This window comes from uncultured Jannaschia sp. (assembly GCF_947503795.1).
GTDB lineage: Bacteria > Pseudomonadota > Alphaproteobacteria > Rhodobacterales > Rhodobacteraceae > Jannaschia.
Map to the genome: position 1 here is coordinate 1 of NZ_CANNEZ010000001.1, position 24,508 is coordinate 24,508.

The 24,508-nt window shown below is 69.5% G+C and carries 25 protein-coding genes; 12 read left to right on the forward strand and 13 right to left on the reverse strand.

Annotation, left to right across the window (positions count from 1 at the left end; all coding sequences use genetic code 11):
- Positions 1-195: 195 nt before the first annotated feature.
- A complete protein-coding gene (locus tag Q0833_RS00005) occupies positions 196-1,347 on the reverse strand; it encodes a TIGR03862 family flavoprotein (protein ID WP_298428753.1) in 1,152 nt (383 codons plus the stop codon).
- A gap of 10 nt (positions 1,348-1,357) precedes the next feature.
- On the opposite strand from Q0833_RS00005, the gene Q0833_RS00010 reads away from it, so the two are divergent.
- Positions 1,358-1,702 (forward strand): HNH endonuclease, encoded by a 345-nt coding sequence (locus Q0833_RS00010; RefSeq protein ID WP_298428755.1) that lies wholly within the window; start codon positions 1,358-1,360, stop codon positions 1,700-1,702.
- Here Q0833_RS00010 and msrA read toward each other — a convergent pair.
- From msrA to Q0833_RS00030, 4 genes are all read right to left on the reverse strand, one after another.
- Entirely contained in the window at positions 1,699-2,322 is a 624-nt protein-coding gene (gene msrA / locus Q0833_RS00015) for a peptide-methionine (S)-S-oxide reductase MsrA (protein WP_298428758.1), read from the reverse strand. The two genes, Q0833_RS00010 and msrA, sit on opposite strands and share 4 nt — an antisense overlap.
- 57 nt (positions 2,323-2,379) lie before the next feature.
- Positions 2,380-3,411 carry an AbrB family transcriptional regulator gene (locus Q0833_RS00020; RefSeq protein WP_298428761.1) on the reverse strand — a complete coding sequence of 344 codons (1,032 nt, stop codon included), beginning with the start codon at positions 3,409-3,411 and terminating at the stop codon, positions 2,380-2,382.
- Positions 3,412-3,475: 64 nt separating this feature from the next.
- Complete coding sequence (locus Q0833_RS00025; RefSeq protein WP_298428763.1) at positions 3,476-4,699, reverse strand: argininosuccinate synthase; 1,224 nt, start codon at positions 4,697-4,699, stop codon at positions 3,476-3,478.
- 91 nt (positions 4,700-4,790) lie between these two features.
- Positions 4,791-5,234 carry a PRC-barrel domain-containing protein gene (locus Q0833_RS00030; RefSeq protein ID WP_298428766.1) on the reverse strand — a complete coding sequence of 148 codons (444 nt, stop codon included), beginning with the start codon at positions 5,232-5,234 and terminating at the stop codon, positions 4,791-4,793.
- 143 nt (positions 5,235-5,377) lie between these two features.
- Between Q0833_RS00030 and Q0833_RS00035 the strand changes: the two genes are divergently transcribed.
- Both Q0833_RS00035 and ilvA read left to right on the forward strand, forming a co-directional pair.
- Positions 5,378-6,136 carry a hypothetical protein gene (locus Q0833_RS00035; protein WP_298428769.1) on the forward strand — a complete coding sequence of 253 codons (759 nt, stop codon included), beginning with the start codon at positions 5,378-5,380 and terminating at the stop codon, positions 6,134-6,136.
- Complete coding sequence (gene ilvA / locus Q0833_RS00040; RefSeq protein WP_298428771.1) at positions 6,129-7,373, forward strand: threonine ammonia-lyase IlvA; 1,245 nt, start codon at positions 6,129-6,131, stop codon at positions 7,371-7,373. Before Q0833_RS00035 ends, ilvA begins: the two co-directional genes overlap by 8 nt.
- A gap of 4 nt (positions 7,374-7,377) precedes the next feature.
- Here ilvA and Q0833_RS00045 read toward each other — a convergent pair whose 3' ends face one another.
- A complete protein-coding gene (locus Q0833_RS00045; RefSeq protein WP_298428773.1) occupies positions 7,378-7,698 on the reverse strand; it encodes a hypothetical protein in 321 nt (106 codons plus the stop codon).
- A 125-nt stretch (positions 7,699-7,823) separates the two neighbouring features.
- Here Q0833_RS00045 and Q0833_RS00050 point away from each other — a divergent pair, with 125 nt between their 5' ends.
- Complete coding sequence (locus Q0833_RS00050) at positions 7,824-9,107, forward strand: PP2C family protein-serine/threonine phosphatase (RefSeq protein ID WP_298428775.1); 1,284 nt, start codon at positions 7,824-7,826, stop codon at positions 9,105-9,107.
- Here Q0833_RS00050 and Q0833_RS00055 read toward each other — a convergent pair.
- On the reverse strand, positions 9,104-9,553 hold the full coding sequence (locus Q0833_RS00055; RefSeq protein ID WP_298428777.1) for an NUDIX hydrolase: 450 nt from the start codon (positions 9,551-9,553) through the stop codon (positions 9,104-9,106). The genes Q0833_RS00050 and Q0833_RS00055 overlap by 4 nt on opposite strands.
- Positions 9,554-9,715: 162 nt before the next feature.
- Here Q0833_RS00055 and Q0833_RS00060 point away from each other — a divergent pair, with 162 nt between their 5' ends.
- Genes Q0833_RS00060 through Q0833_RS00095 form a run of 8 tightly spaced genes read left to right on the forward strand, consistent with a single transcriptional unit; the run spans position 9,716 to position 18,957 of the window.
- Entirely contained in the window at positions 9,716-10,735 is a 1,020-nt protein-coding gene (locus tag Q0833_RS00060; protein WP_298428779.1) for an Hsp33 family molecular chaperone HslO, read from the forward strand.
- Positions 10,722-11,327, forward strand: coding sequence for a CoA pyrophosphatase (locus tag Q0833_RS00065; protein ID WP_298428781.1), 606 nt, complete (start codon positions 10,722-10,724; stop codon positions 11,325-11,327). The genes Q0833_RS00060 and Q0833_RS00065 overlap by 14 nt, the downstream gene beginning before the upstream one ends.
- Positions 11,311-12,450, forward strand: coding sequence for a CCA tRNA nucleotidyltransferase (locus Q0833_RS00070; RefSeq protein WP_298428783.1), 1,140 nt, complete (start codon positions 11,311-11,313; stop codon positions 12,448-12,450). The genes Q0833_RS00065 and Q0833_RS00070 overlap by 17 nt, the downstream gene beginning before the upstream one ends.
- A 57-nt stretch (positions 12,451-12,507) precedes the next feature.
- Positions 12,508-13,089 carry a LysE family translocator gene (locus Q0833_RS00075; protein ID WP_298428785.1) on the forward strand — a complete coding sequence of 194 codons (582 nt, stop codon included), beginning with the start codon at positions 12,508-12,510 and terminating at the stop codon, positions 13,087-13,089.
- A gap of 37 nt (positions 13,090-13,126) precedes the next feature.
- The gene (locus Q0833_RS00080) at positions 13,127-14,986 is read left to right on the forward strand and encodes an ABC transporter ATP-binding protein (RefSeq protein WP_298428788.1); all 1,860 of its coding nucleotides are present in this window, start codon (positions 13,127-13,129) and stop codon (positions 14,984-14,986) included.
- Positions 14,983-16,830, forward strand: a complete 1,848-nt coding sequence (locus Q0833_RS00085; RefSeq protein ID WP_298428790.1) for an ABC transporter ATP-binding protein — start codon at positions 14,983-14,985, stop codon at positions 16,828-16,830. Before Q0833_RS00080 ends, Q0833_RS00085 begins: the two co-directional genes overlap by 4 nt.
- A gap of 40 nt (positions 16,831-16,870) precedes the next feature.
- A complete protein-coding gene (locus tag Q0833_RS00090) occupies positions 16,871-18,085 on the forward strand; it encodes a class I SAM-dependent RNA methyltransferase (RefSeq protein ID WP_298428792.1) in 1,215 nt (404 codons plus the stop codon).
- On the forward strand, positions 18,082-18,957 hold the full coding sequence (locus tag Q0833_RS00095) for an ion transporter (RefSeq protein ID WP_298428794.1): 876 nt from the start codon (positions 18,082-18,084) through the stop codon (positions 18,955-18,957). Before Q0833_RS00090 ends, Q0833_RS00095 begins: the two co-directional genes overlap by 4 nt.
- Here the strand turns inward: Q0833_RS00095 and Q0833_RS00100 are convergent.
- The 6 genes from Q0833_RS00100 to Q0833_RS00125 form a co-directional block, all read right to left on the reverse strand.
- The gene (locus Q0833_RS00100; RefSeq protein ID WP_367274927.1) at positions 18,840-19,616 is read right to left on the reverse strand and encodes a sugar transferase; all 777 of its coding nucleotides are present in this window, start codon (positions 19,614-19,616) and stop codon (positions 18,840-18,842) included. The genes Q0833_RS00095 and Q0833_RS00100 overlap by 118 nt on opposite strands.
- Positions 19,586-20,407: an NAD(P)-dependent oxidoreductase gene (locus tag Q0833_RS00105; protein ID WP_298428797.1), complete on the reverse strand. Its 822-nt coding sequence runs from the start codon at positions 20,405-20,407 to the stop codon at positions 19,586-19,588. Before Q0833_RS00105 ends, Q0833_RS00100 begins: the two co-directional genes overlap by 31 nt.
- Positions 20,408-20,488: 81 nt before the next feature.
- A complete protein-coding gene (gene dxs / locus Q0833_RS00110; protein ID WP_298428800.1) occupies positions 20,489-22,417 on the reverse strand; it encodes a 1-deoxy-D-xylulose-5-phosphate synthase in 1,929 nt (642 codons plus the stop codon).
- A 10-nt stretch (positions 22,418-22,427) separates the two neighbouring features.
- Positions 22,428-23,297 carry a polyprenyl synthetase family protein gene (locus Q0833_RS00115; protein WP_367274928.1) on the reverse strand — a complete coding sequence of 290 codons (870 nt, stop codon included), beginning with the start codon at positions 23,295-23,297 and terminating at the stop codon, positions 22,428-22,430.
- Entirely contained in the window at positions 23,294-23,536 is a 243-nt protein-coding gene (locus tag Q0833_RS00120; RefSeq protein WP_298428803.1) for an exodeoxyribonuclease VII small subunit, read from the reverse strand. Before Q0833_RS00120 ends, Q0833_RS00115 begins: the two co-directional genes overlap by 4 nt.
- Positions 23,533-24,456 carry a histone deacetylase family protein gene (locus Q0833_RS00125; RefSeq protein ID WP_298428806.1) on the reverse strand — a complete coding sequence of 308 codons (924 nt, stop codon included), beginning with the start codon at positions 24,454-24,456 and terminating at the stop codon, positions 23,533-23,535. The genes Q0833_RS00120 and Q0833_RS00125 overlap by 4 nt, the downstream gene beginning before the upstream one ends.
- Positions 24,457-24,508: the final 52 nt, after the last annotated feature.

A 24,508-nucleotide genomic window follows, 5' to 3' on the forward strand; every position in this document is an offset into this window, starting at 1 on the left:
CGGGGGGCGGGGGGGCGCCCGCGCCGCCCTCCCGGGCGGGGGGGGCGGCCCCGCCGGGGGGGGGGGGGGGGGGGCGGGGGGGGGGCCCCCGGGGGGGGGGGGGGGGGGGGGCGGGTGCCGCCCCCCCCCCGGGGGGGCCCCCCCCCGCCGGGGCTCCGCCCCGGACCCCGGCATATTTGCGGAACATCGAAGGGGTCAGGCGCGCATGGCATGGCGGGCGGCGGCGGCCCCGGCCCAGCGTCCCGTCGCGAGGCAGGCGGTGAGAAGGTGGCCCCCGGTGGGGGCCTCCCAATCCAGCATCTCGCCGCAGGCGAAGGTGCCGGGCCTTGAGATCATCATCAGATCGGCGTCCAGCGCGTCCCAGCGCAGCCCCCCGGCGGTCGAAATCGCCTGATCCATGTCGCGTGGACCGAGCAGGGGCACCGGCAGCGCCTTCAGGAGGGGCGCGAGATCGGAGGGCACGGGACGGCCCCATTCCTGCACCAGCGCGATCTGCACCGGGTCGAGCCCCAGTTTGCGAAGCCGGTTCGGCAGGCTGGCCTTCGGTGTTCGGGCCAGCCGGTCGCGCAGCTCTTCGACCGTCAGGTCGGGCTTGAGATCGAGGGTCAGCGGCGCGCCATCCCGCAGGCGCGGCGTCAAGGGATAAAGCCCGCCGCCCTCGAGCCCTTCGGCCGAGAGCGTGACCTCGCCCCGATGCGCGACGCCGTCGACGATGAGGGCCGCGTTCTTGATGGGGTGCCCGAAATGCCGGGTCATGTGCTCGCTCCAGGCCACTCGGAAGCCGATATTGGACGGCGCGAAGGGGGCCACGATCCCGTCCAGCCCCGGCAGGTCGGCCCATGCCCCGTCAGACCCGAGCCGCCGCCACGACGCGCCGCCCAGCGCGAGGATCGTGGCGTCCGGCGTGACGAGGCGATCCCCGATCCGCAGCGCGTCGCCCGTCCATCCGGTCCAGCGGGCGCGCGTCTCGAGCGTCACGCCCAGATCGGCGAGGCGGGCGAGCCAAGCGCGCAGAAGCGGCGAGGCTTTCATGGCCTTCGGAAAGACGCGGCCCGTCGAGCCGATGAAGGAGGGCTGGCCCAGCCCGTCCATCCAGTCGCGGATCTCGGTCGGCCCGAAGGCCGAGAGAATAGGGGCCAGTTCTTCGGTGCCGAATGTGTCGGGCGGGCCGTCATGTGTGATGTTCAGGCCGGATTTGCCCGCCATCAGCAGCTTGCGGGCCGGGCTCGGCATGTGGTCGTGGATCGTGACGCGCACGCCGGCGCGGGCCGCGACTTCGGCGGCGGCAAGGCCCGCGGGTCCCGCGCCGATGATCGAGATGCTTGCCGGATATGCGCCGCGCTCCATCCTCGGGGCCATGGCGCAGCGCGTTCCCGAAGGCAATGAGATCGATCCCAAAACGGGGCTGCCGCTCTGCGCGCTCTGCGACCGGGTTATCCCGGCCGAGGCGCGTCAGAGCCTGCATCACCTCGTCCCGAAGCTGCGCGGCGGCAAGGGCGGGGCGGTCGTGCTCGTGCACCAGATCTGTCACAACGAGATCCATGCCAGCGCGTCCGAGGCCGAGCTCGCCCGGCTCTGGAACACGCCCGAAGCGCTGCGGCGTCACCCGCGGTTGGCCGCGTTCATCCAGTGGATCCGCACGCGCCCGCCCGGCTTTCATTCGAAGACGCCCGGCGCGCGGCGGGGCGGGCGGCGGCGCTAGGGCAGGAACGGCGCGTCGTCGCCCCAGACCGCGCGCACGCGTTCGTCGCGGCCACAGCCCTTGCGGTACCGCTTGTAGGCATCGGCCTTGGTGACGAACACGCCGACCGACGTGATCCCGAGCCGGTCGTCGGACTTGTAGTAGTCCTGATGGTAGTCATCGACCGGGTAGAAGGTCCCGGCGGGGATGATCTTGGTGGCGACCGGCTGACCCAACTCGGCCGCCGCCTCGGCGAGAGCCGCGCGGGCGATAGCGTCCTCTTCAGGCGTCGCGGGGAAGATGGCGGAGGTGTATTCGAGGCCGCGGTCGCAGAACTGCCCGCCCGCATCCAGCGGGTCGATCGACCGCAGGAAGAGCGAGACGAGCGTCGCGTAATTCACCGTCGCGGGGTCGTAGGGGATCTCGACCGCTTCGATATGGTCGCCCGAGCGGCGATAGACCGGGTTGGCGGTCGAGCCGCCGGTAAAGCCCGAGACGACGTCGCCCACGCCGGGGACGCGTTCGAAATCGGATTCGACGCACCAGAAACAGCCGCCCGCGAAGGTGGCTGTCGCGGCGGGCGCGAGGGTGGGGATCAGGGAGGCGAGGGCGAGGGCGAAGGCCGGGGCGATGCGTGTCATGAGATCTCCTTGCCGCGACAAACGCGCGTTGGCCAAACACGTTTCATCACGCGCGTGTCAGGGGGCGTCGCGGTCCAGCCATCGGAACACGAGCGGCGCGCAGGTGATGACCAGCACGATCCGCATCAGGTGGTGCAGGATCACATAGGCCACGTCGGCGCCCGCGACGATCGCCATCACCGCCATCTCGGCCTGGCCGCCGGGCGAAAACGCGAGGATCGCTTCGATCGGCGGGGCGAGGCCCAGGAGGTAGACGATCTCGGCGAAGGCGGCGGCGATGGCCGCGAGGATCAGCGCGTGCCCCAGCCCGGCCACGAGGAAGCGGCGTACCTCGGCCGGCGTAATGCCTGAGTACTTCACCCCGACGACCATGCCGATGAAGAACTGCGCGGCCTGGATCGCCTCGGCCGGCGGGCGCTGTTCGATGATGCCCGCAAGGGCCAGCGCGCCGGAGAGGATCATCGGCCCGAGGATCGACGCGCCGAAGAGACCGATCCGCTTGGCCACGCGCCAGCCGACCAGCCCCGCGACGGCCATCAGCGCAAGCTGGATCGGTGCCACGGCCGAGAGCGCCGCGCCGGGCGCGGTCGTCAGGTCGATGCCATAGGCGATGACGAGGATCGCAGGCACGATGGTCACGATCAACAGGACGCGGGTCGCATGCAGAAGCGAGAGCGCGCGGGGGTCGCCGCCCGCTTCTTCGCCGAACAGGAGCATGTCCTGCAGCCCGCCGGGCATGGCGGCATAGAAGGCGGTCGCCCGATCGAAGCGGCAGATGCGGTGAAGATAGGGATATCCCGCCAGCCCCGCCGCCAGCAGAAAAAGCGGCGCGAGCATCAGGCTGAGCGCCATGGCGGGAAGCTGGCCGATCAGCGCGGGCGACAGCGACGCACCAACCGCGACCCCGAGCACGGTGCGCATGGTGTCCGTCAGCGGCGCCCAGGAGACGAGGTGGACCCCGGCCAAGGCGGCGAAGAGGCAGGCAAAAAGCGGGCCCAGCAGGAACGGAAGCGGCAGGCCGGCCCAAGCGAAGACCACGACACCCAGGGCGCAGATCGCCGTCGTCAGGGCCAGGCGCGCGACGCTCACCGCCGCGCGCCGAATTCTTGGAAGAATTCGATCCAATTCCTCGGGAGGAATTGGCCCCGCACCTTCAGCGGCCGCCGACCCGCTTGTTGCGGTTCGCCACGAGCTTCAGGCGCAGCGCGTTGAGGTGGATGAACCCCTTGGCATCGCGTTGATCGTAAGCGCCCGCGTCTTCCTCGAAGGTGACATGCGCTTCGGAATAGAGCGAGTGGTCCGACCAGCGGGCGACGGTGCGCGCCGAGCCCTTGTAGAGCTTGAGGCGGACGGTGCCGGTCACATGCTCCTGGCTCTTGTCGATCAGCGCCTGCAGCATCTCGCGCTCGGGCGAGAACCAGAAGCCGTTATAGATCAGCTCGGCATAGCGCGGCATGATGCTGTCCTTGAGGTGTCCGGCCCCGGCATCGAGCGTGATCTGTTCGATCCCGCGATGCGCCTCGAGCAGGATCGTGCCGCCGGGCGTCTCGTAAATGCCGCGGGACTTCATGCCGACGAAGCGGTTCTCGACGAGATCGAGGATGCCGATGCCATGCGCCCCGCCCAGTTCGTTGAGCTTCGTGAGGATCGCGGCCGGGGACATCGCCACGCCGTCGATCGACACGGCATCGCCGCGCTCGAAGCCGATCTCGACCATCTGTGCCTCGTCCGGCGCGTCCTCGGGACGGGTCGTGCGCTGGAGGACGTAGTCGGGCGCCTCCTCGGCCGGGTCTTCCAGCACCTTGCCCTCGGACGAGGTGTGCAGAAGGTTCGCATCGACGCTGAACGGCGCCTCGCCGCGCTTGTCCTTGGCTATGGGAATCTGGTGCTTCTCGGCGAAATCGATGAGCCTTGTGCGGCTCGACAGGTCCCAGAGCCGCCAGGGCGCGATGACCTTGATATCGGGGTTGAGCGCATAGGCCGCCAATTCAAAGCGGACCTGGTCGTTGCCCTTGCCGGTCGCGCCGTGGGCGACCGCATCGGCTCCCTCGGCTGCGGCGATCTCGACCAGGCGCTTGGAGATGAGCGGCCGGGCGATGGACGTGCCAAGCAGGTAGAGCCCTTCGTAGAGCGCGTTGGCGCGGAACATCGGGAAGACGAAATCGCGGGTGAACTCCTCGCGCAGGTCCTCGATGTGGATCGAGGTCGCGCCCATCATCTCGGCCTTCTTGCGCGCGGGCTCCAGCTCCTCGCCCTGGCCCAGATCGGCGGTGAAGGTCACGACCTCGCACCCGTATTCCGTCTGGAGCCACTTCAGGATGATCGAGGTGTCCAGCCCGCCGGAATAGGCGAGCACGACTTTCTTGGGCGCGTCCATGGGTGTCTCCGAATGCCTTTGGCCTTCGGGTATGCCCCTTGCGCAGAAGCTTCAAGGGAAAGGCGGGGACGGATGCGCCCCCGCCGGGGTGTCACTCGGCCGGGGTGCGCACCAGTTCGGGCGCGTTCTCGAGCATCCCTTCGGACATGGTCACGCCGAGGAAATACTCGCCCGGATCGTCGTCCTCGCGCACGCCGCGCAGCGCGGACCAGTCCAGCGCCACCTCGCGCTCGCCCAATCCGAGGAAGCCGCCGACATCGATCACGACGGCCTGCAGAGAGCCGTCGACGCCGATGATCAGATCACCGATCTCGCCGATATCGTCCCAGTCGGCGACCGTCCCGGCGGGCAGCGCGGCGGTCGGGTCGATCTCGCCGTCGGTGGCGTGAACCCGTGTCCCGATCAGGGTCGTGGCGAGATAGCTCTCGCCGTATTCCAGCGTCGTGGTCGAAAACGGCGCGGCGGCGTGGCCGTCGGCGAGCGCGGCTGTGCCGGTCAGGGCGAGGGCCACGAGCGATGTCTGAAGCAATTTCATTGCAGATTCTCCGTGGGTTGGCAGGCCGATGGCCCAAGACGTGACCTAGCGCGCCGGGCCGGTCGGTCGATCCGCAGCCGCGTTGACGCAGGCGAGGGCCGCGCGTAGCGGTGACGCGACGGTGATCTGACGGAGTGGACGCGATGCTGGGCTGGAAGTTGTTCCTGCGGGCGGTGAACCTCATCCTCGACAATCTCGGTGCCGCGCTGCGGCTGACGGCGCTGCCCTACGGCCTGGCCGCGATCGCGTCGATCTGGGTCGCGACGGGCTGGACGGAATTCGTCGGAAAGGTCACCTTCGATCCGAGCGTTCCCTACACGGGCGATTTCGCGACCGCAAAGCTGATCGAATTCGGCTTCGTCGTCCTCGCCTATCTCTGGGTCGCGGTGGCGTGGCACCGCTTCGTCCTGCTGGGCGAGGAGGGGCGCGGCTGGGTGCCGCCGGTCCACGGCGGGCTGATGCTCGGCTATCTCGGGCGCTCGCTGCTCGTGGGTATCGCGACGGTCGCGATCGTCGCAGCCGTCGCGACGATGCTGTCGGTGCTCCTGCTGCCCATCTTCGGGGCGAGCGTCGGCGCCTTGATCAGCGCGGCCGCGCTCTTTGTGGCGATGCTGTTGTTCTACCGGTTGGGCGTCGTGCTGCCGGCCGGGGCCGTGGGAAAGAGGATGACCTTCGGCGAGGCGATGCGCGCCACGGCGGGCCATTCCGGCACGGCGGTGGTGCTCGCCATCCTGACGGTCGCCTTCTCGTCCCTTCTGCAGCTTCCGACCGTCATCGACGGCGGCGGCGGGCTGATCACCGTCGTCTACCAGCTCGTGGTCCAGTGGATCGGGCTGATGTTCGGGGTCGGCACGTTGACCGCGCTCTACGGCGTCGTGGTCGAGGGGCGGCCCGTTGACTGATTTCGCCGAGCGCGCGCGGGCGGCGACGGCGGCGATGCGGGATGTCTTTCCGCCGACGCCCTGTCAGCGCAACGACTATCTCTCGGACCGGTTCGGCGCCGATATCTGGCTCAAGCGCGAGGATCTGACGCCCGTCCGATCCTACAAGCTACGCGGCGCGTTCAACGCGATGCGCAAGCTGGGCGGCGTGCGCGTCGCCTGCGCCAGTGCGGGAAACCACGCGCAGGGTGTCGCGTGGATGTGCCGCCATCTGGGCGTCGACGGCGTGATCTTCATGCCGGTCACGACGCCGGGCCAGAAGATCGACAAGACCCGTCTTTTCGGAGGCGACCGGGTCGAGATCCGTCTCGTCGGGGATTTCTTCGACGACACGTTGGCGGCGGCCAAGGCGTTCTGCGCCGGGGATGGCGCGCATTTCCTGTCGCCCTTCGACGACGACGACGTGATCGAAGGGCAGGCCGCGGTCGCCGTCGAAATGATCGAACAGATGGACGTTCTGCCCGACCTGATCGTGGCCCCTGTGGGCGGCGGCGGCCTGACGGCGGGGATGCTGTCCTATCTGCGCGCGGTCGGGCGCGGGCTTGAGACCGTGCCCGAGATGCGGCTGGTCGAGCCGCGCGGGGGCGCAAGCCTGACGGCGGCGCTGGCGGCCGGGCACCCGGTGACGCTGGATCGTCTCGACAACTTCGTCGATGGCGCGGCGGTGGCGCGGATCGGCGACCGCACCTTCGCGCATCTGAGCCAGGTGCCCGAGCGCCATGTGCTGCGCGTGCCCGAAAACCGTCTCTGCATCACGATCCAGGAGCTTCTGAACACCGAAGGTATCGTTCTGGAACCGGCGGGCGCGCTTTCCGTGGATGCGCTGCGCGACCTCGGGCCCGAGATCGAGGGGCGCCGGGTCGTCTGCGTCACGACCGGGGGCAATTTCGACTTCGAGCGCCTGCCCGACGTCAAGGAGCGTGCGATGCGCTTCGCGGGGACCAAGAAATACTATGTCCTGCGGATGCCGCAGCGTCCGGGCGCGCTGCGCGACTTCCTCGATATCCTCGGGCCGCGGGACGATATCGCGCGGTTCGAATACCTCAAGAAGTCGGCGCGGAATTTCGGAACCGTCCTGATCGGGATCGAGACCGACACCCCCGCCGCCTTCGAGCGGCTGGAGCAGGAGATGGAGGCGATCGGCTTCGTCTGGCGCGACTTGAGCGAGGATCCGATGCTGGGCGAGCTGGTGATCTGACGCATCACGCGGCGATGGCCGGTTGCCCCAGCGCCACGCGGGTTTCGTCGAGCGCCGTCGAGAGCGGCCCCGCGGTCGCCGCCCGCAGAGGTGCCGCGACCGCGGCCGCCGCGTCCGCGGCTTCGGCAAACCCGGTCAGCCCGATATTGAGCGCCCCGCTGCGCAGGAAATGCGTCGCGCGCGCATGCGCATCATCGGCAAGGCCGCCCGCGATCTCGGCAATCGCCTCCTCCGCCTCTCCGAGGAACAGGGCGACGATGAATGTCAGGTCGTCTGCGCCGATCTCGGCCTCAAGCTCGGACATTCGGTCGGTATCGATCATCATCGACACCTAGGGCCCGCGACCTTTACCGGCCCTTAACGCCCGGCGGCGAAATGCACCGCATTCGAGCGTTCACCCCGCCTTAAGGTCCGCCCGCTAGGCCCGTCGGGATTGCTCGAACGGACGCCATGCGACAGATCGCCGATCTCGAACCGACCACTGTGCATGCGCGGATCCGCGTGCTCGTGGTGGATGACAGCGCGTCGCAGCGTGCGCTTCTGTCGCGCATTCTCGCGGGGCTGGACCTCGACGTCGTGACGGCGCCGGACGCGGGCTGCGCGCTCCACATCCTCATGTCGGACGAGGCGGCGGAGATCCGCATGATCCTCAGCGATTGGCAGATGCCGGGCATGGACGGCCCCGATCTCTGCCGCGCGGTGCGCGAATTGGCGCGCGACCGCTATGCCTATTTCATCCTGATGACGTCCGAGACCAATCGCGGCATGAAGGCCCGCGGGCTGGAGGCCGGGGCGGACGATTTCGTGACGCGCCCCGTCGACATGGCCGAACTGCGCGCGCGCATCACCACCGGTCGGCGCATCCTGCGGATGCAGGAGGAACTGATTGCCCGAAACCGGGAGGTGCGATCGGCGCTCGATGACCTGCGGGCGCTGCATGACGGAATCCAGCGCGACCTGGCCGAGGCGCGAAAGCTGCAACGCGCGTTCCTTGCGCCACGCCATCATACGGTCGACGGCGCCGAGCTCAGCCTGCGGCTCGTGACCTCGGGCCAGATCGGCGGCGACCTCGTGGGGCATTTCGCGATCGACGCGACGCGGATCGGGCTGATCTCGATCGACGTCTCGGGTCACGGCATCGCCTCGGCGCTGCTGACCGGGCGGCTGGCGGGCCTGTTCTCGTGGCGCTCGCGGTGGCGCAACATCGCCTTTCCCGACCCCAACGGGCCGCCCGCCTCGCCCGAGGTGGTCATGGACACGCTCAACGAGTTCATGCTGCAGGAACTGACCTCGGACATCTATTTCACCGCCGTCCTCGCCTATGTCGACCTCCGCACCGGGCGGGTCCGCCTCTGCCAGGCCGGGCATCCCCATCCGCTCATCCGCCGGGCGGGAGGGCATGTCGAGCGCGTCGGCGCGGGCGGGCCGCCGGTGGGACTGATCCCCGGCGCGACCTTCGAGTGCATCGAGGCGCGGTTGGCGCCGGGTGATTCGTTCCTCGCCTATTCGGACGGACTGACCGAATGCGTCGATGCCGAGGGCCGGATGCTCGATGAAGAAGGTCTGATGGCGATCCTGGCGGAGATCTCGGGGCCAACCGAAGACGGGGTCGAGCAGGTGACCGACGGGCTCAACGCCCATGCCGGCGGCGTGGCGTTCGACGACGACATCTCGATGCTGCTCCTGCGCTTCGACGGGGCGGCGGCCGGGGCGGGGACCGGTCTTGCGGCCTAGCCCGTCCCGCGCAGGACGTGACGCAGGATCGCGGCGCTTCCGGGGGCAGGCAGCCGCGCCATGGCCGCGCCCGGCGGCATCCATATCGCCCGGTGCCCCGCTTCGGTGGGCGGCCCGAGCCGCAGGCCCGGTCGGCAGAGATAGACCGCACAGACCTTCTCGGCGTGGATCCGGTATTCCGGCATCCAGTTGAACTGTCGAAAAACGCCAACGCGGCGCAGGACGCGGCAGGTGTGGCCCGTCTCCTCCAGCACCTCGCGGGCGAGCGCGGGCAACGCGGCCTCGCCCGGATCGATGCCGCCGCCGGGCAGTTGAAGGTCGGGGCCGTCTTCGGTTGCCTGTTCGGTCAGCAGGATGCGTCCCGCATCAAGCAGGATCGCGTATGCGCCGGGCCTGCGGCGATACCGGATGCCGGGGCGGGGCGGCGGGCCGAAGATCGGGATCATGCGCCCCTCTAGCCCGCCGCGCGCGCCGCGCCAATCGCCCGCCGCGGACCGGCGCCCCGCTGCCCGCCTTGCGCCCGCGCCGTGGTTTCCTATCTAGGGCGCGACCATTGCCGCCCCGCCGCCTGCCATGGCATTCGGGGCCGCGAACGGAAGGATTCCGACATGACCGACGCCACGACCCTTCTCTGGGACGATACCGTGCTGCCGTTCCAGCTCGACGCCAGCGACATCCGCGGCCGCATCGCCCGTCTCGACGGCGTACTCGAGCGCGTGCTCGAACAGCACGACTATCCGCCCGCCGTCGAATCGCTCGTGGCCGAGATGGCGACGCTGACCGCGCTGATCGGGCAAACGATCAAGCTGCGCTGGAAGCTGTCGCTGCAGGTCCGCGGTGACGGACCCGCGCGGCTGATCGCGACCGACTACTATGGCCCGACCGAGGACGGCGCGCCCGCACGCATCCGCGCCTATGCCAGCTACGATCAGGACCGGCAGGCCGAGATGACGCTGGCCGGTGCGACGCCGTTCGAGCTGATCGGGAAGGGGTATTTCGCCATCCTGATCGACCAGGGGCCCGACATGGCGCCCTATCAGGGGATCACGCCGATCGCCGGGGGCAGTCTCGCGTCCTGTGCCGAGACCTATTTCGCGCAATCCGAGCAGATCCCGACGCGCTTCGCGCTGGCCCATGGCCGCTCGACCCTTGCGGGCGGGCCCGAGCAATGGCGTGCCGGGGGCGTGATGCTGCAGCACATGCCCAAGGCGGGCATGTCCGTCACCGGCGAGGGCGGCACGGGCGAGGGCGGTCTGATGGCCGCATCCGACGTGCTCGATGCCGATGCGGGCGAGAACTGGAACCGCGTCAACATCCTGCTCGACACGACCGAGGAGCTGGAGCTGATCGGCCCGACGTTGGCCCCGACCGACCTTCTGGTGCGGCTGTTCCACGATGAGGGGCCGCGCGTCTTCGATCCGCAGCCGGTGCGCTTCGGATGTTCCTGCTCGGCCGACAAGGTGCGCCAGTCGCTGTCGATCTATTCGGCGCGCGATATCGGCCACATGACGACCGATGAGGGCATCGTCACCGCCGACTGCCAGTTCTGCGGCGCGCATTACGAGTTCCAGCCCGAGACGCTGGGTTTCGAGGCGACCGCGTCCGAAGATGCCGATGACGCTCGATGACATCGCGGCGGCGCTGGCCCGACCGGCGCCGCCGCGGAGCGCGCAATCCTCGGATTTCGATCTGAACCCGGACGTGATCCTGCCGAGCGGACGCGTCTTGCGGGATGCGGCCGTGCTGATCGGCCTGTCGGAGGGGCCGTCGGGCCCGCGTGTCCTGCTGACCAAGCGATCCTCGCGGCTGCGCCACCATCCGGGGCAGATCGCGTTTCCGGGCGGCAAGCTGGACCCGGGCGAGACGCCCGAGATCGCGGCCCTGCGCGAGGCGCGCGAGGAAGTCGGCCTGCCCGAGGGGGCCGCGCGCATCCTTGCGCGCCTGCCCTGCCACGAGACGGTGACGGGGTTCGCGGTGACCCCTGTTCTTGCCCGGATCGCGCCATTCGATCCGGTGCCCGAGCCGGGCGAGGTGGCCGAGATTTTCGACGTGCCCTTGGCACATGTGCTCGACCCCGACCGTTACGTGGTCGAGAAGCGCCGCTGGCGCGGGGAGTGGCGCCGCTACTACGCCGTGCCCTATGGTCCCTACTACATCTGGGGGGCGACCGCCCGGATCCTGCGTGGACTGGCGGAGCGGATGGGTGAAGATCGAGGATGACTGGCTGACCGCCGCGACCACGCAGGTGGTCATGGCGATGTTGGACGACGCGGGCTTCCGCGCGTTGGCGGTGGGCGGCTGTGTGCGCAACGCGCTTCTGGATGCGCCAGTCTCGGATATCGACATCGCGACCGACGCGCATCCCGAACGGGTGGTGGAGCTCGCCGAAGGTGCAGGGCTGAAACCGGTCCCGACGGGCATCGCCCACGGCACCGTCACCGTCGTCGCGGATGGCGTCCCGCACGAGATCACGACCTTCCGGCGCGACGTCGAGACCCATGGTCGCCACGCGACCGTCGCCTTCTCGGACAATGTCGCCGAGGACGCGGCGCGGCGCGATTTCACGATGAACGCGCTCTATGCTGATGCCGCGGGACACGTGATCGACCCGCTGGGCGGGCTGTCGGACCTACGGGCGCGGCATGTCCGCTTCATCGGAACGCCCGCCGACCGGATCGTCGAGGATTACCTTCGCATCCTGCGCTTCTTTCGGTTCACGGCCTGGTACGGTGACCCCGCGCTCGGTCTCGATGCGGAGGGTCTGGCCGCCTGCGCCGCGCATGCCGAGGGTCTGGAGCGGCTGAGTGCCGAACGGATCGGGCACGAGATGCGCCGTCTGCTGGCCGCGCCCGATCCGGCCCCAGCCGTCGCGGCGATGGCGCAGGCGGGCATCCTCGCAAGGGTTTTGCCGGGGGGAGATGCGACGGCGCTCGCCCCGGCGGTGCATCACGGCGCGTCGGACTGGATCGCGCGACTGGCGGCGCTCGGGGGCGATGCGTCGGGCCTGCGTCTCTCGAAGGCGGAGGCGCGGCATCTGGACGAGATCGCGACCGCCGCGCGGGACGGCACGGCACCCTTCGCGCTGGGCGATGCGCTGGGAGTTCGGGCGGCTGACGCGCTTCGGGTGCGTGCGGCCCTGCTGGGCGCGCCGCTGGATGTGCGCGACCTCGACATGGCGGCGCGGGGGGCGACGGCGCGGTTCCCCTTGACCGCGAAGGACCTGATGCCGAACCTGTCGGGGCCGGATCTCGGGGTGGCGCTGGCGCGCGGGCGCACGCTCTGGCGGGCAAGCGAGGGACGTCTCGACCGCGCGGCGCTGAAGGCGCGGCTCCTCGAAGAATAGGATCTTCGCGCAGTCGGCGCTTGACCGCGGAGCCTCGCGCGGGGCACGGCGCCGTGGATGATCGATCCGCTCTATCTCTTCGTGTTCTTCGGGCTCTTCACGCCCGGCCCCAACGTCATCCTGCTGACGGCGTCGGGTGCGCGATTCGGGTTTCGCCCGACGCTGCCGCATGTGCTGGGCGTCGCGTTCGGCGTGGGCGTGACCTCCGCGCTGACGGCGCTGGGCGTGGGGGCGGTGCTTCTGGCGCTGCCGGGCCTCAAGCTTACCCTGCAGGTCCTAGCGGTGGCGTGGATCCTCTGGATGGCGTGGAAGCTCCTGCGCGCACAGGGCGCAGCGGCGGATGGCCGCGACCGGCCCTTCACATTCGTCGAGGCGGTGCTCTTCCAATGGGTGAACCCCAAGATCTGGATCATCGCGTTGGCGGCCGCGTCGGGCTATGCCAGCGACCTGCCCGCCCATCTCGAGGCGCTCCGGATCGGGAGCGCGTTCAGTGGCATCAACCTGTTCGTCTGCCTGTTCTGGACCTTCGCCGGCACGCTTCTGGCCTACCTGCTGACGACACCGCTGGCCTGGCGCATCTTCACGAGCGTGATGGCGGCGGCGCTGGCCGTGTCGGGATTGATGGTCTTCGCGGCCTGAACGCCTATATGGTGCGGGCAGCCCGAAGGCCCAGCCCATGTTCCGCTACTTCGAAAATCTGGTCGATCCCTATGTGGAGCACGACGACGAAGACACGCCGCCGTCCCGGCTCTGGCCGTTCCTCGCCGTCTATTCGCGCCCCTTCGCGCGCGTCTTCGCGGTCACGGCGCTCTTCTCGGTGATCGTGGCCGCGGTCGAGATCTGGCTGATCTCCTACATGGGACGGCTGGTCGATCTCTTGTCGGACACGCAGCCCGCCCAGTTCCTTGCCGATCACGGGTGGGAGCTGGCGCTCGTCGCGCTCTTCATCCTGGCCGTGCGGCCCGCGATTCAAATGATCGACGTTCTGCTTCTCAACAACGCGATCCTGCCCAATTACGGCACGCTGATGCGGTGGCGGGCGCACAAGCACGTGCTGCGCCAATCGGTCGGCTGGTTCGAGAACGATTTCGCCGGGCGGATCGCCAACCGGATCATGCAGGCCCCGCCGGCGGCCGGCGAAGCGGTGTTCCAGGTCTTCGACGCGATCACCTTCGCGCTGGCCTATCTTCTCGGCGCGGCGTTCCTTCTCTGGGGTGCCGATCCGCGGCTCCTGATCCCGTTGGCGGTCTGGGCGGCGCTCTATGCCGCCCTCGTGCGCTGGACGGTGGCGCGGGTCGGGCCCGCGTCGAAGGCGTCGAGCGACGCGCGATCGATGACCACGGGCCGCGTCGTGGACGCCTATACCAACATCCATTCGGTCAAGCTCTTCGCCCATGAGGGGCGCGAGCTGGATTACGCGCGCGACGCCATCGAGACGACGCGCCGGACCTTCGCGGCCGAAATGCGGATCTTCACCGTGATGGACGTGGCGCTCGTGATGCTGAACGGCCTCCTGATCGTCGGCGTCGTCGGCTGGGGCGTGATGCTCTGGGTTCAGGGCACCGCCAGCGTCGGTGTCGTCGCGGCGGCGACGGCGCTTGTTCTGCGGCTCAACGCGATGACCGGCTGGATCATGTGGGCGCTGACCTCGTTCTTCCGCTCCCTCGGCGTCGTCGAGGAGGGGATGGAGACCATCGCCCAGCCGATCCGCCTGACCGACGCGCCGGGGGCCGTTCCGCTGAAAGTCGCCGACGGCGCCATCGCATTCGACGGCGTGACGCATCACTACGGCGGCGCGAAGGGCGGGATCACGGACCTGACCGTGCATGTCGCGCCGGGCGAGAAGGTCGGCGTGATCGGTCGCTCGGGGGCGGGCAAGTCGACGCTCGTGAAGCTGCTCCTGCGGTTCTACGACCCCGAGCGGGGCCAGATCGCCATCGACGGCCAGGACATCACGGCCGTCACGCAGGAAAGCCTTCGCCACGCCATCGGCATGGTGCAGCAGGATTCGTCGCTCCTGCATCGGTCGGTGGCCGAGAACATCCGCTACGGGCGCGCCGATGCCACCATGGCCGAGATCGAGGCTGCGGCCGCCAAGGCGCAGGCGCATGACTTCATTCGCGACCTCGAAGACCCCGAGGGGCGCGGCGGATACGACGCGCAGGTCGGCGAGCGGGGCGTGAAGCTCTCGGGTGGGCAGCGGCAGCGCATCGCGCTGGCCCGCGTCATTCTGAAAGACGCGCCGATCCTCGTGCTGGACGAGGCGACCAGCGCACTCGACAGCGAGGTCGAGGCCGCGATCCAAGACACGCTCTACGGCATGATGGAGGGCAAGACCGTCATCGCCATCGCCCACCGCCTGTCGACCATCGCGGCAATGGACCGCATCCTCGTCATCGACGATGGCCGCATCATCGAAGAGGGCACCCATGACGCCCTTCTGGCACGCGACGGGCTCTATGCGGCGTTCTGGGCACGGCAGTCGGGCGGCTTCATCGACACCCGTGCCGCCGACGCGACAACGGCGGCGCAATGATCGACGCAATGCTCTCCCGGCTGGGCGACCTGATCGCGCCCTTCGCACGTGCCGACGGGCCGCCGCCGACCGAGCTCTGGCCGTTCTTTCGCTGGTGCCTGTCTGGGGCCTGGGGCGTCGTGGGCGTGGCCTTCGCCATCTCGGCGCTGGCCGGCGTGACCGAGATTGTGACCGCGTTCCTCCTCGGTGCCGTGATCGACAGCGCGGTGGTCGGGCCGGAGGGCTATTTCGTACGCAACGCGCTCCTCCTTGCGGGCTTCGTCGCGTTCTACCTCATGCTGCGGCCGGTGATATTCGGCGCCTCGGCGGCGATGAACGGTCTCGCCGTGTCGCCCTCGGTTTATCCGCTGGTGCAGTCGCGCCTGCATCGCTGGTCGCTGGGCCAGGCCGTGACCTTCTTCGACAACGATTTCGCGGGCCGGATCGCTACCAAGCAGATGCAGACCGCGCGCGCCGTAACCGAGGTGACGTCCGAGGTCATCAACGTCGTCGCCTTCACGCTGGCCTCGGTGATCGGCTCGGCGCTCCTGCTCATCACGATCGACTGGCGCATTGCGCTCGCGCTGACGATCTGGCTCGGCGGCTATGTCGTGATGTTCCGCTACTTCATGCCCCGCATCCGCAAGCGGTCGAAGGCACGGGCCGGGGCGCGCGCGATGGTCACAGGGCAGGTCGTCGACACCATCACGAACATCAAGACGGTCAAGCTCTTCGGTCATGCCGACCACGAGGACCGCGCCGCACTCGACGCGATGTCGACATTGCGCGACCGGGCGATCGATTTCGGCCGCATGTCCACCGGCTTCCGCTTCACGCTCATGGCGCTGGCGGGGGTGTTGCCCGTGGTCCTGATCGGCGGCGCGATCCTCCTCTGGCGCGCGGGGCAGGCCACGCCGGGCGAGATCGCGACCGCCGGCGCCATCGCCATCCGACTCAGCCAGATGTCCGGCTGGGTGTCGTTCACGCTGATGGCGATGTACGCCAATATCGGCGAGGTCGAGGACGGGATGAACACTCTCACCCCGCGCTGGACCCTGATCGACAAACCGGATGCGCGGGTCTTGGACCGGGTGAACGGAGCCGTCGCGGTGCGCGACGTGACCTTCACCTACGGGCGCGAAGATGGCGGCCTGCGCGATCTGACGCTGACCTTGCAGCCGGGCGAGAAGCTGGGTGTCGTCGGCGCGTCGGGGGCGGGAAAATCGACGCTCGTGGCGCTGCTCCTGCGGCTCTACGACCCCGAGGAGGGGGCGATCACCCTGGACGGCCACGATCTGCGCGATGTCACGCAGGACAGCCTGCGCCACCAAATCGGCATGGTCACGCAGGAGACGGCGATGTTCAATCGCTCGGCCCGCGACAATATCCTCTACGGGCGTCCCGACGCCACCGATGCCGAGGTCGAGGATGCCGCCCGTCGGGCGGAAGCGCATGACTTCATCACCGGGCTGCGCGACCATAAGGGCAATACCGGCTATGACGCCTTCCTCGGCGAACGGGGCGTCAAGCTTTCGGGTGGCCAGCGGCAGCGGATCGCCTTGGCCCGCGCCATCCTCAAGGACGCGCCGGTTCTCATCCTCGACGAGGCGACCAGCGCGCTCGACAGCGAGGTGGAGGCCGCGATCCAGCAAGCGCTCGACCAGGTGATGCGCGACAAGACCGTCATCGCCATCGCGCACCGCCTGTCGACGATCGCCCGGATGGACAGGATCGTCGTCATGGAGGCGGGCCGCATCGTCGAGACCGGAACCCATGGCGAACTTCTGGCCGCCGAGGGCACCTATGCGAAGTACTGGCGGCGTCAGTCGGGCGGGTTCATCGGCGTCGAGGATGTCGCGGCCTGACGGGCTGGCCGGGGCGGCGGACCTTCGGTATGGCGCGGCCATGACGCTCACCATCACCCGGCTCGGCCACCATGGCGACGGCATCGCGACCGGCGAGGACGGCCCGATCTACGTCGCGCGCAGCCTCCCGGGCGAGGTGGTGACCGGGGACGTCGAAGGCGACCGCCTGTCCGCCCCTCGGATCGTGACGCCCTCGCCCGACCGCGTATCGGCGCCTTGTCCCCATGCGAGGCGTTGCGGCGGATGCGCGGTGCAGCACGCCTCCGACGCGTTCGTCGCCACGTGGAAGGCGGATCTGGTCCGCGCCGCGCTGGCCCGCGCCGGTCTCGAGGCCGAAATCGCATCGGTCGAGACCTCGCCCTCCCGCAGCCGCCGCCGCGCGACGCTTTCGGCACGGAGGACCCGCAAGGGTGCCGAAATCGGGTTCCATATCCGCGGCTCGGCCGAGATCGTGGCCATCCCCGACTGCCGCGTGCTCTCCCCGGCGCTGCTGGCCCGTCTGCCGCAGCTCGAGGCGCTGGCCCGGATCGCCGCGCCGCGCGGCGTCGAGGTCGCGTTACAGATGACCGAGACGGCCGCCGGCGTGGATCTGTCGGTGACCGGCGCCCGCGACCTCGATCGCGACTTGCTGGCGGCGCTGGCCGAACAGGGGCACGGGTTTGTGCGGATCACCTGGAATGGCGAACCCGCGGTCCAGCAGGACACGCCATGGGTGGCGCTGGGGCGCGCCCGCGTCACGCCGCCGCCAGGCGCGTTCCTTCAGGCAACGGCGGCGGGCGAAGCCGCCCTGACCGCGCGCGTGACCGAGATCTTGGGCGGGGCGCAGCGGGTGGTGGACCTCTTCGCGGGATGCGGCACGTTCACATTCCCGCTGGCCGAGACGGCCGCGGTTCATGCCGTCGAGGGCGATCGCCCGGCACTCGCGTCGCTTCTGGCGGCCGCGCGCGCGACGCCCGGCCTGCGGCCCGTCACCGGCGCGGTCCGCGACCTCTTCCGTGAGCCGCTCCGCCCCGACGAGCTTGAAGGCTTCGACGCCGCCGTGATCGACCCGCCGCGCGCGGGGGCCGCCGCACAGATGGCGCAGATCGCTGCGTCGGGCCTGCGGCGCGTGGCGGTCGTCAGTTGCGATCCCGGCACCTTCGCCCGCGACGCGGCCACGCTCGCGAAGGCGGGGTTTCGCATGGGGCCGATCACGGTGGTGGACCAGTTCCGCTGGTCACCCCATATCGAGCTGGTCACGAGTTTCGAGAGATGAACATGCGCGCCCGCCTTGCTGCCCTTCTGGACCACCCCGTCGCCCGCAACCTCGTGATCGGGGTCATCCTGCTGAACGCCGTGACCCTCGGGCTCGAGACGGTACCGCCGGTCATGGAGGTGTTCGGGCCCGTGCTCGTCGCGATCGACACGGCATGCCTCGCGTTCTTCGTGGTCGAGCTCGGGGCCAAGATGATCGCACAGGGCCGGGCCTTCTGGCGGCAGGGCTGGAACCTCTTCGATTTCGTGATCGTGGGCGTGGCGCTGGTGCCCGATGCCGGGCCGTTCAGCGTGCTGCGCGCCCTGCGCATCCTGCGCGTGCTGCGGATCGTGTCGGTGTTTCCGCGCCTGCGCCGCGTCGTCGAGGGGTTCGTCACGGCGCTGCCCGGAATGGCGTCGGTGTTCCTCCTGATGGGGATCATCTTCTATATCGGCGCGGTAATGGCCACGAAGCTGTTCGGGGGCGGCTGCCTCGGCCTCGGGATCGAGGGCTGCACGCCCGAGCGGAATGCGCAGCTTCTGGAATGGTTCGGGCATCTGGGCGCGTCGGGTTACAGCCTGTTCCAGATCATGACGCTGGAAAGCTGGTCAATGGGCATCGTCCGGCCGGTCATGGAGGTCTATCCCCACGCTTGGGCCTTCTTCGTGCCGTTCATCATGATGACGACCTTTGCCGTGGTGAACCTGCTGGTCGGCCTGATCGTGAACTCCATGCAGGACGCCCATGCCGAGGAATCGAACGCCGCGACCGACGCCTATCGCGACGACGTGATCGAGCGGTTGCGCGCGATCGAGCGGACCCTTGCGACGACCGACACCCGAGGGACGGACGCTGCGATCCGCCCGAAGGATCGGCCGAAGGACCGTGCGTAGCGTCCCCTGCGGCGCGGTCGGATGCGGCCGGGCAGAAGCCGCGTCGCCGTCCAGAACATCAACCGCAGATCCGTGCCGAGATGCCGGTGCCTCCGGTAGAGCAGATCGAGCGCGGCCTTTCGCGGGATGGAACGGGTGACATAGAGATGCTCGACCTCGGCGGCGGTCCGGCAGCGGGCGAGATCACGCTCCTCGTGGGCGGCGTAGACGAGGCTCGCCAGTCCGGTAATCCCCGGCGGGTCGGCAAGGACGCGGGAATAGAGTTCGGGATACATCTCGACATAGCGGCGGAGTGGCGGGCGCGGCCCGACAAATGCGATGTCGCCGCGAAGCACGTTCCAGAGCTGAGGAAGTTCGTCGAGCCGCGCATGCCGGAGCAGGCGTCCGAGCGGTGTGATGCGGTCGGACTTGTGCCCGCCGGTCACACCCATGTCGTGGGGGTCGGGTCGCATCGTGCGGAACTTCCAGAGCGTGAACGCGGTCGCAGGTCCTCGCATTCGCTCGGACCGAAAGAAAACAGGCCCGTCGTTCTGACGCCAGATCAATGCCGCGATGAGCAGCATCGGAAGCGCGAGGATCACGGCGAGGATCAATGCGAAGCCGAGATCGAACGCGCGCCGCGGGCCGATCATGCGGCTTGCCCCGCGCAGGCCTGCCATTCGGAGACGAGGGTCGCAGCGCTGCCGTGCGGCACGCGATGGAGGCGCGACAGCGTCCCGACATCGAGGTCGACGGACGGGATCGCAGCGGAGTCGGCGGGCACCGGTCGCCACGTGCGGCCCGCCTCGGCCAGGAGGTCTGCCATGGCGACGGTGCCCGGCGCGGCCACGTTCATGACATCGGGGAGCGGGCCGGGATGAAGGGCGATCCGGGCGAGGACCCGCGCCAGCGTGAGCGGCCCGATATAGGAACGGCGCGGCGTCGTGCCGTCGCCGAAGGTCGTGAGGGCGGGATGGGTGTCGTCGCGCAGGTTTCCCAGGAGTGCGTCCGCCCCTGCGATGTTGCCGACGCGCAGGATCACGACATCCGGCCCGTCAGGCCGGGATCTGCGCCAATGCCGTACCGCGCGCTCCATATCGACCTTCGATGCGCCGTACGGGGCGACCGGGCGGGGCGCGCGCGCCTCGTGGACCGGGCAGTCGACGCGCCCGTAGATCGCCGCCGAGGACATCAGAACGACGCGGCGCAGCCCGGCCTCGGACGCGGCGTCGAGCGCGCCCAGCGCCGAAGTGACGTTGCCGCGGAGCGTATCGGCCGAACCGCTGGTGACCCCGGCGAGACAGACCAGCGCCGCGCATCCCGCGAGGCGCGGGGCAAGTGCCCCGTCGGCGCGGCCGTGCCATCGGACGCTGTCGCCCCAGACCCGGCGGACCAACCGGGCGACGCGGCCCGACCGACCGGTGACGGCGATGCGCCCGGCATCGGGAAGAGGGCATATCGGGACGGGCATCGTGCGGTCTCGCGCTGGGGATCTTCCCCACGCCTAGCCGACACGAATTTCCGAATGATTAAGCCGCGGATCTTACGGAATTCACGCCCGCTTGCCCAACATCTCGACATCCAGAAGCGACAACACCCGCGCCTCGATATCCTCGGCGTTGAGCCCCGCCTTGGCGTACATGTCGGCCGGTCCGCCCTGGTCGATGAACGCATCGGGCAGCACCATGGACCGGAATCGCAGGCCCTGATCGAAGACGCCCTCGTCCGAGAGAAGTTGGGCGACATGGCTGCCGAATCCGCCGACGGCGCCCTCCTCGATGGTGATCAACGCCTCGTGGTCGCGGGCGAGCCCGAGGATCATCTCGCGGTCGAGCGGCTTGGCGAACCTGGCGTCGGCAATGGTCGGGTCGATGCCGCGCGCCTGCAGGCGTTCGGCCGCCTCGCGGACCTCGGAGAGACGCGCGCCGAAGGACAGGATCGCGACCCGCGCGCCCTCGTGGATCATGCGGCCGCGACCGATCTCGAGCGGCTCGCCCCGTTCGGGCATCTCGACGCCGACGCCTTCGCCGCGCGGGAAGCGGAAGGCGATGGGTCCGTCGTCATGGGCGGCTGCGGTCGCGACCATGTGGCAGAGCTCGGCCTCGTCGGCGGCGGCCATGACGGTGAAGTTGGGCAGGTTCGACAGGTAGGCCACGTCGAAGCTGCCGGCATGTGTCGCGCCATCGGCGCCGACCAGCCCCGCGCGGTCGATGGCGAAGCGCACCGGAAGGTTCTGGAGTGCGACGTCGTGGACGACCTGGTCATAGCCGCGCTGCAGGAAGGTCGAATAGATCGTGCAGAAGGGCTTCATGCCCGACGCGGCGAGGCCCGCACAGAAGGTGACCCCATGCTGCTCGGCGATGCCGACATCGAAGCAGCGGTTCGGGAAGCGCTCGGCAAAGAGGTTGAGGCCGGTGCCGTCGGGCATCGCGGCGGTGATCGCGACGATGCGATCATCATCCTGCGCCTCGCGGATCAGGTTCTGCGCATAGACCTTGGTGTAACTCGGCGCGTTCGAGGCGGCCTTGGCCTGCTCGCCCGTGACCATGTCGAACTTGCCCGTGGCGTGACCCTTGTCGGCGCGCCCCTCGGCCGGGCGGAAGCCCTTGCCCTTCTGGGTGATGGCGTGGATCAGGATCGGTCCCGTGGCGCGCACCTTCACCGTCCGCAGGATGGCCAGCACCTGCTCGATGTCGTGTCCGTCGATGGGCCCGACATAGGAAAAGCCCAACTCCTCGAAGAGGGTGCCGCCGACCGTCATGCCCTTGAGCAGCTCCTTGGCGCGGCGCGCGCCCTCCTGGAACGGCGGGGGCAGAAAGCCCACGGCGCCCTTGGCGGCGGCCTTGAACTCCTGGAACGGCGCGCCGGCATAGAGGCGCGAGAGATAGGACGACATCGCGCCGACGGGCGGGGCGATCGACATCTCGTTGTCGTTCAGGATCACGATCAGCCGCTTGCCCAGATGGCCCGCATGGTTCAGCGCCTCGTAGGCCATCCCGCCCGAGAGCGCGCCGTCGCCGATCACTGCGATGGCGTCGCCGTTGTTCGGCGCACCCAGCTCGCGACCCATGGCAAAGCCCAGCGCCGCCGAGATCGACGTGGAACTATGCGCCGCGCCGAACGGATCGTAGGGCGACTCGCTGCGCTTGGTGAAGCCCGAGAGCCCGTCCTTCTTGCGTAGCGTCAGCATCCGGTCGCGGCGACCCGTCAGGATCTTGTGCGGATAGCACTGGTGCGAGACGTCCCAGATCAGCTTGTCGCGCGGCGTGTCGAACACCGCATGGAGGCCGACGGTGAGCTCGACCACGCCGAGGCCCGCGCCCAGATGGCCGCCGGTCTGGCTGACGGCCCAGATCGTATCGGTGCGAAGTTCGTCGGCGACCTGCCGCAACTCGCGATCGGTCAGGCCCTTGAGGTCGGCGGGCCCGGCGATGCGGTCGAGAAGGGGGGTCGCGGGGCGGGGCCGGTCATCGGTCGTCATGGGGTCGTCCTCAGCGGTCGCGGGTCACCACATAGCGGGCGACGGATCTCAGCGTAGCCCCCTTTTCGGTGTAAGGCAAAAGTGACAGTTGGGCCTGTTCAATCAGCCGTTCGGCTTCGGCGCGCGCGCCCTCGACGCCCATCAGCGACACGAAGGTCGCCTTGCCTGCGGCGGCGTCCTTGCGCAGCGCCTTGCCCGCCGCGTCCGCATCGCCCTCGACGTCGAGGAGGTCGTCGGCGATCTGGAAGGCCAGGCCGAGATGCGTGGCGAAATCGACCAGCGCGGCAGGGTCGGCCCGTCCGAGAATCGCTCCGGCCCGGCAGGGCCATTCGAGAAGGCGCCCGGTCTTGAGTCGCTGCAGTTCGGTGATCTCATCGAGGGTCAGGGGCGTGCCCGCGCTTTCGGCCGCGATGTCGAGAGCCTGACCACGGACCATTCCCGCGGCCCCCGCATCGCGCGCGAGCGTCAGGACGAGCTCGGCGCGGACGCCCGCGTCCGGATCGGTCGCGGGATCGGCCAGTATCTCGAAGGCGAGGGCCTGGAGCGCGTCACCCGCCAGCACTGCCGTCGCCTCGTCCCACTTGCGATGCACGGTCGGCTGGCCGCGCCGGAGGTCGTCGTCATCCATGCAGGGCAGGTCGTCATGGACCAGCGAATAGGCATGCACGGCCTCGATCGCACAGGCGGCGCGTAGCGCGCGGTCGCGGGGCACGTCGAAGAGCCGGGCCGCTTCGAGAAGGAGGATCGCACGGAGCCGCTTGCCGCCGCGCAGGGCGTGGCGCATCGCGTCGCCCACGGGGCCGTCGAACGGGCGGAGCGCGGCATCCAGCGCTGTCTGAACCTCCGCCTGGGCGGTGCGCAGAACGGCGTCGAGCGTCACGTGTCGTCGGCGGGCCGGGTGCCGACGGGATTGCCCTGCGCGTCGAGCGTGATCTGCTCGACCTTGGCCTCGGCCTCTTTCAGCTTGGCCTCGCACCGCGTCTTGAGGGCCGCGCCGCGCTCGTAGAGCCGGATCGAGTCGTCGAGCGACACGTCTCCGGAATCGAGCTGGTTCACCACCTGCTCGAGCTCGGCAATCGCCTCCTCGAAGCTCATCTCGGCCACCGGTCGATCGGTCATGATCCTGCCCTCCGCAACACGTCCACATGGGCCGCGACCGAGGCCGCCAGCGCGTCGAGGTCATAGCCCCCTTCGAGACAGGAGACCAGCCGCCCGCCCGCGTGGTCGCGCGCCAGATCGCAGAGCGTCTTGGTGATCCAGACGAAGTCCTCCTCGCTCCATTCGAGCTGCGCCAGCGGGTCGTCGCGATGCGCATCGAACCCCGCCGAGACGAGCACGAGCTCGGGGTCGAACGCGGTCAGGCGGGGCCATGCCTCGTCCATGAAGCGCGCGCGAAACACGCTGCCGTCCGAGCCGGGCGGCAGGGGGATGTTGAGGATGGTGTCGTATTCGCCGCGCTCCGACGGCTCGCCCGAGCCGGGCCAGAGCGGGGATTGGTGCGTCGACACGAAAAGCGCGCGTGCCTCGGACCACAGGAGGTCCTGGGTCCCGTTCCCGTGATGGACGTCGAAGTCCACGACCGCGATCCGGGTCAGGCCGTGGACCTCCATCGCATGCCGCGCGGCGATGGCGACGGTGCCGAACAGGCAGAACCCCATGGGCTTGGCGGTCTCGGCATGGTGGCCGGGCGGGCGCATCGCGACGAAGGCGTTCGGGGCCTCGCCCGCGATCACCGCATCGACCGCGCGGCAGGCGGCGCCGACGGCCAGCCGCGCGGCGCGCAGCGTGCCGGGCGCCATGTGCGTGTCGGCATCGAGCTGGGTCCAGCCTTGCCGCGGGGCCGCGATCGCCAGCGTGTCGATATAGTCCTGCGGGTGGCAGCGGGTGATGGTCTCGTCGCTGGCCTCGGTCGCGTCTTCCCGTGTCAGGTCCATGTCGGCGAGGGCCCGGCGGATGGCGGGCAGGCGGTCGACCTGTTCGGGATGGCCGGGCGGATTTTCGTGCGCGTCGACGTCGTCGTGGGTGATGAGCAGGGTCATGGTGTCCGACGGTGGGGTAAGGCGTTCCTCACCCTACGGCCGCGCCGGGCCG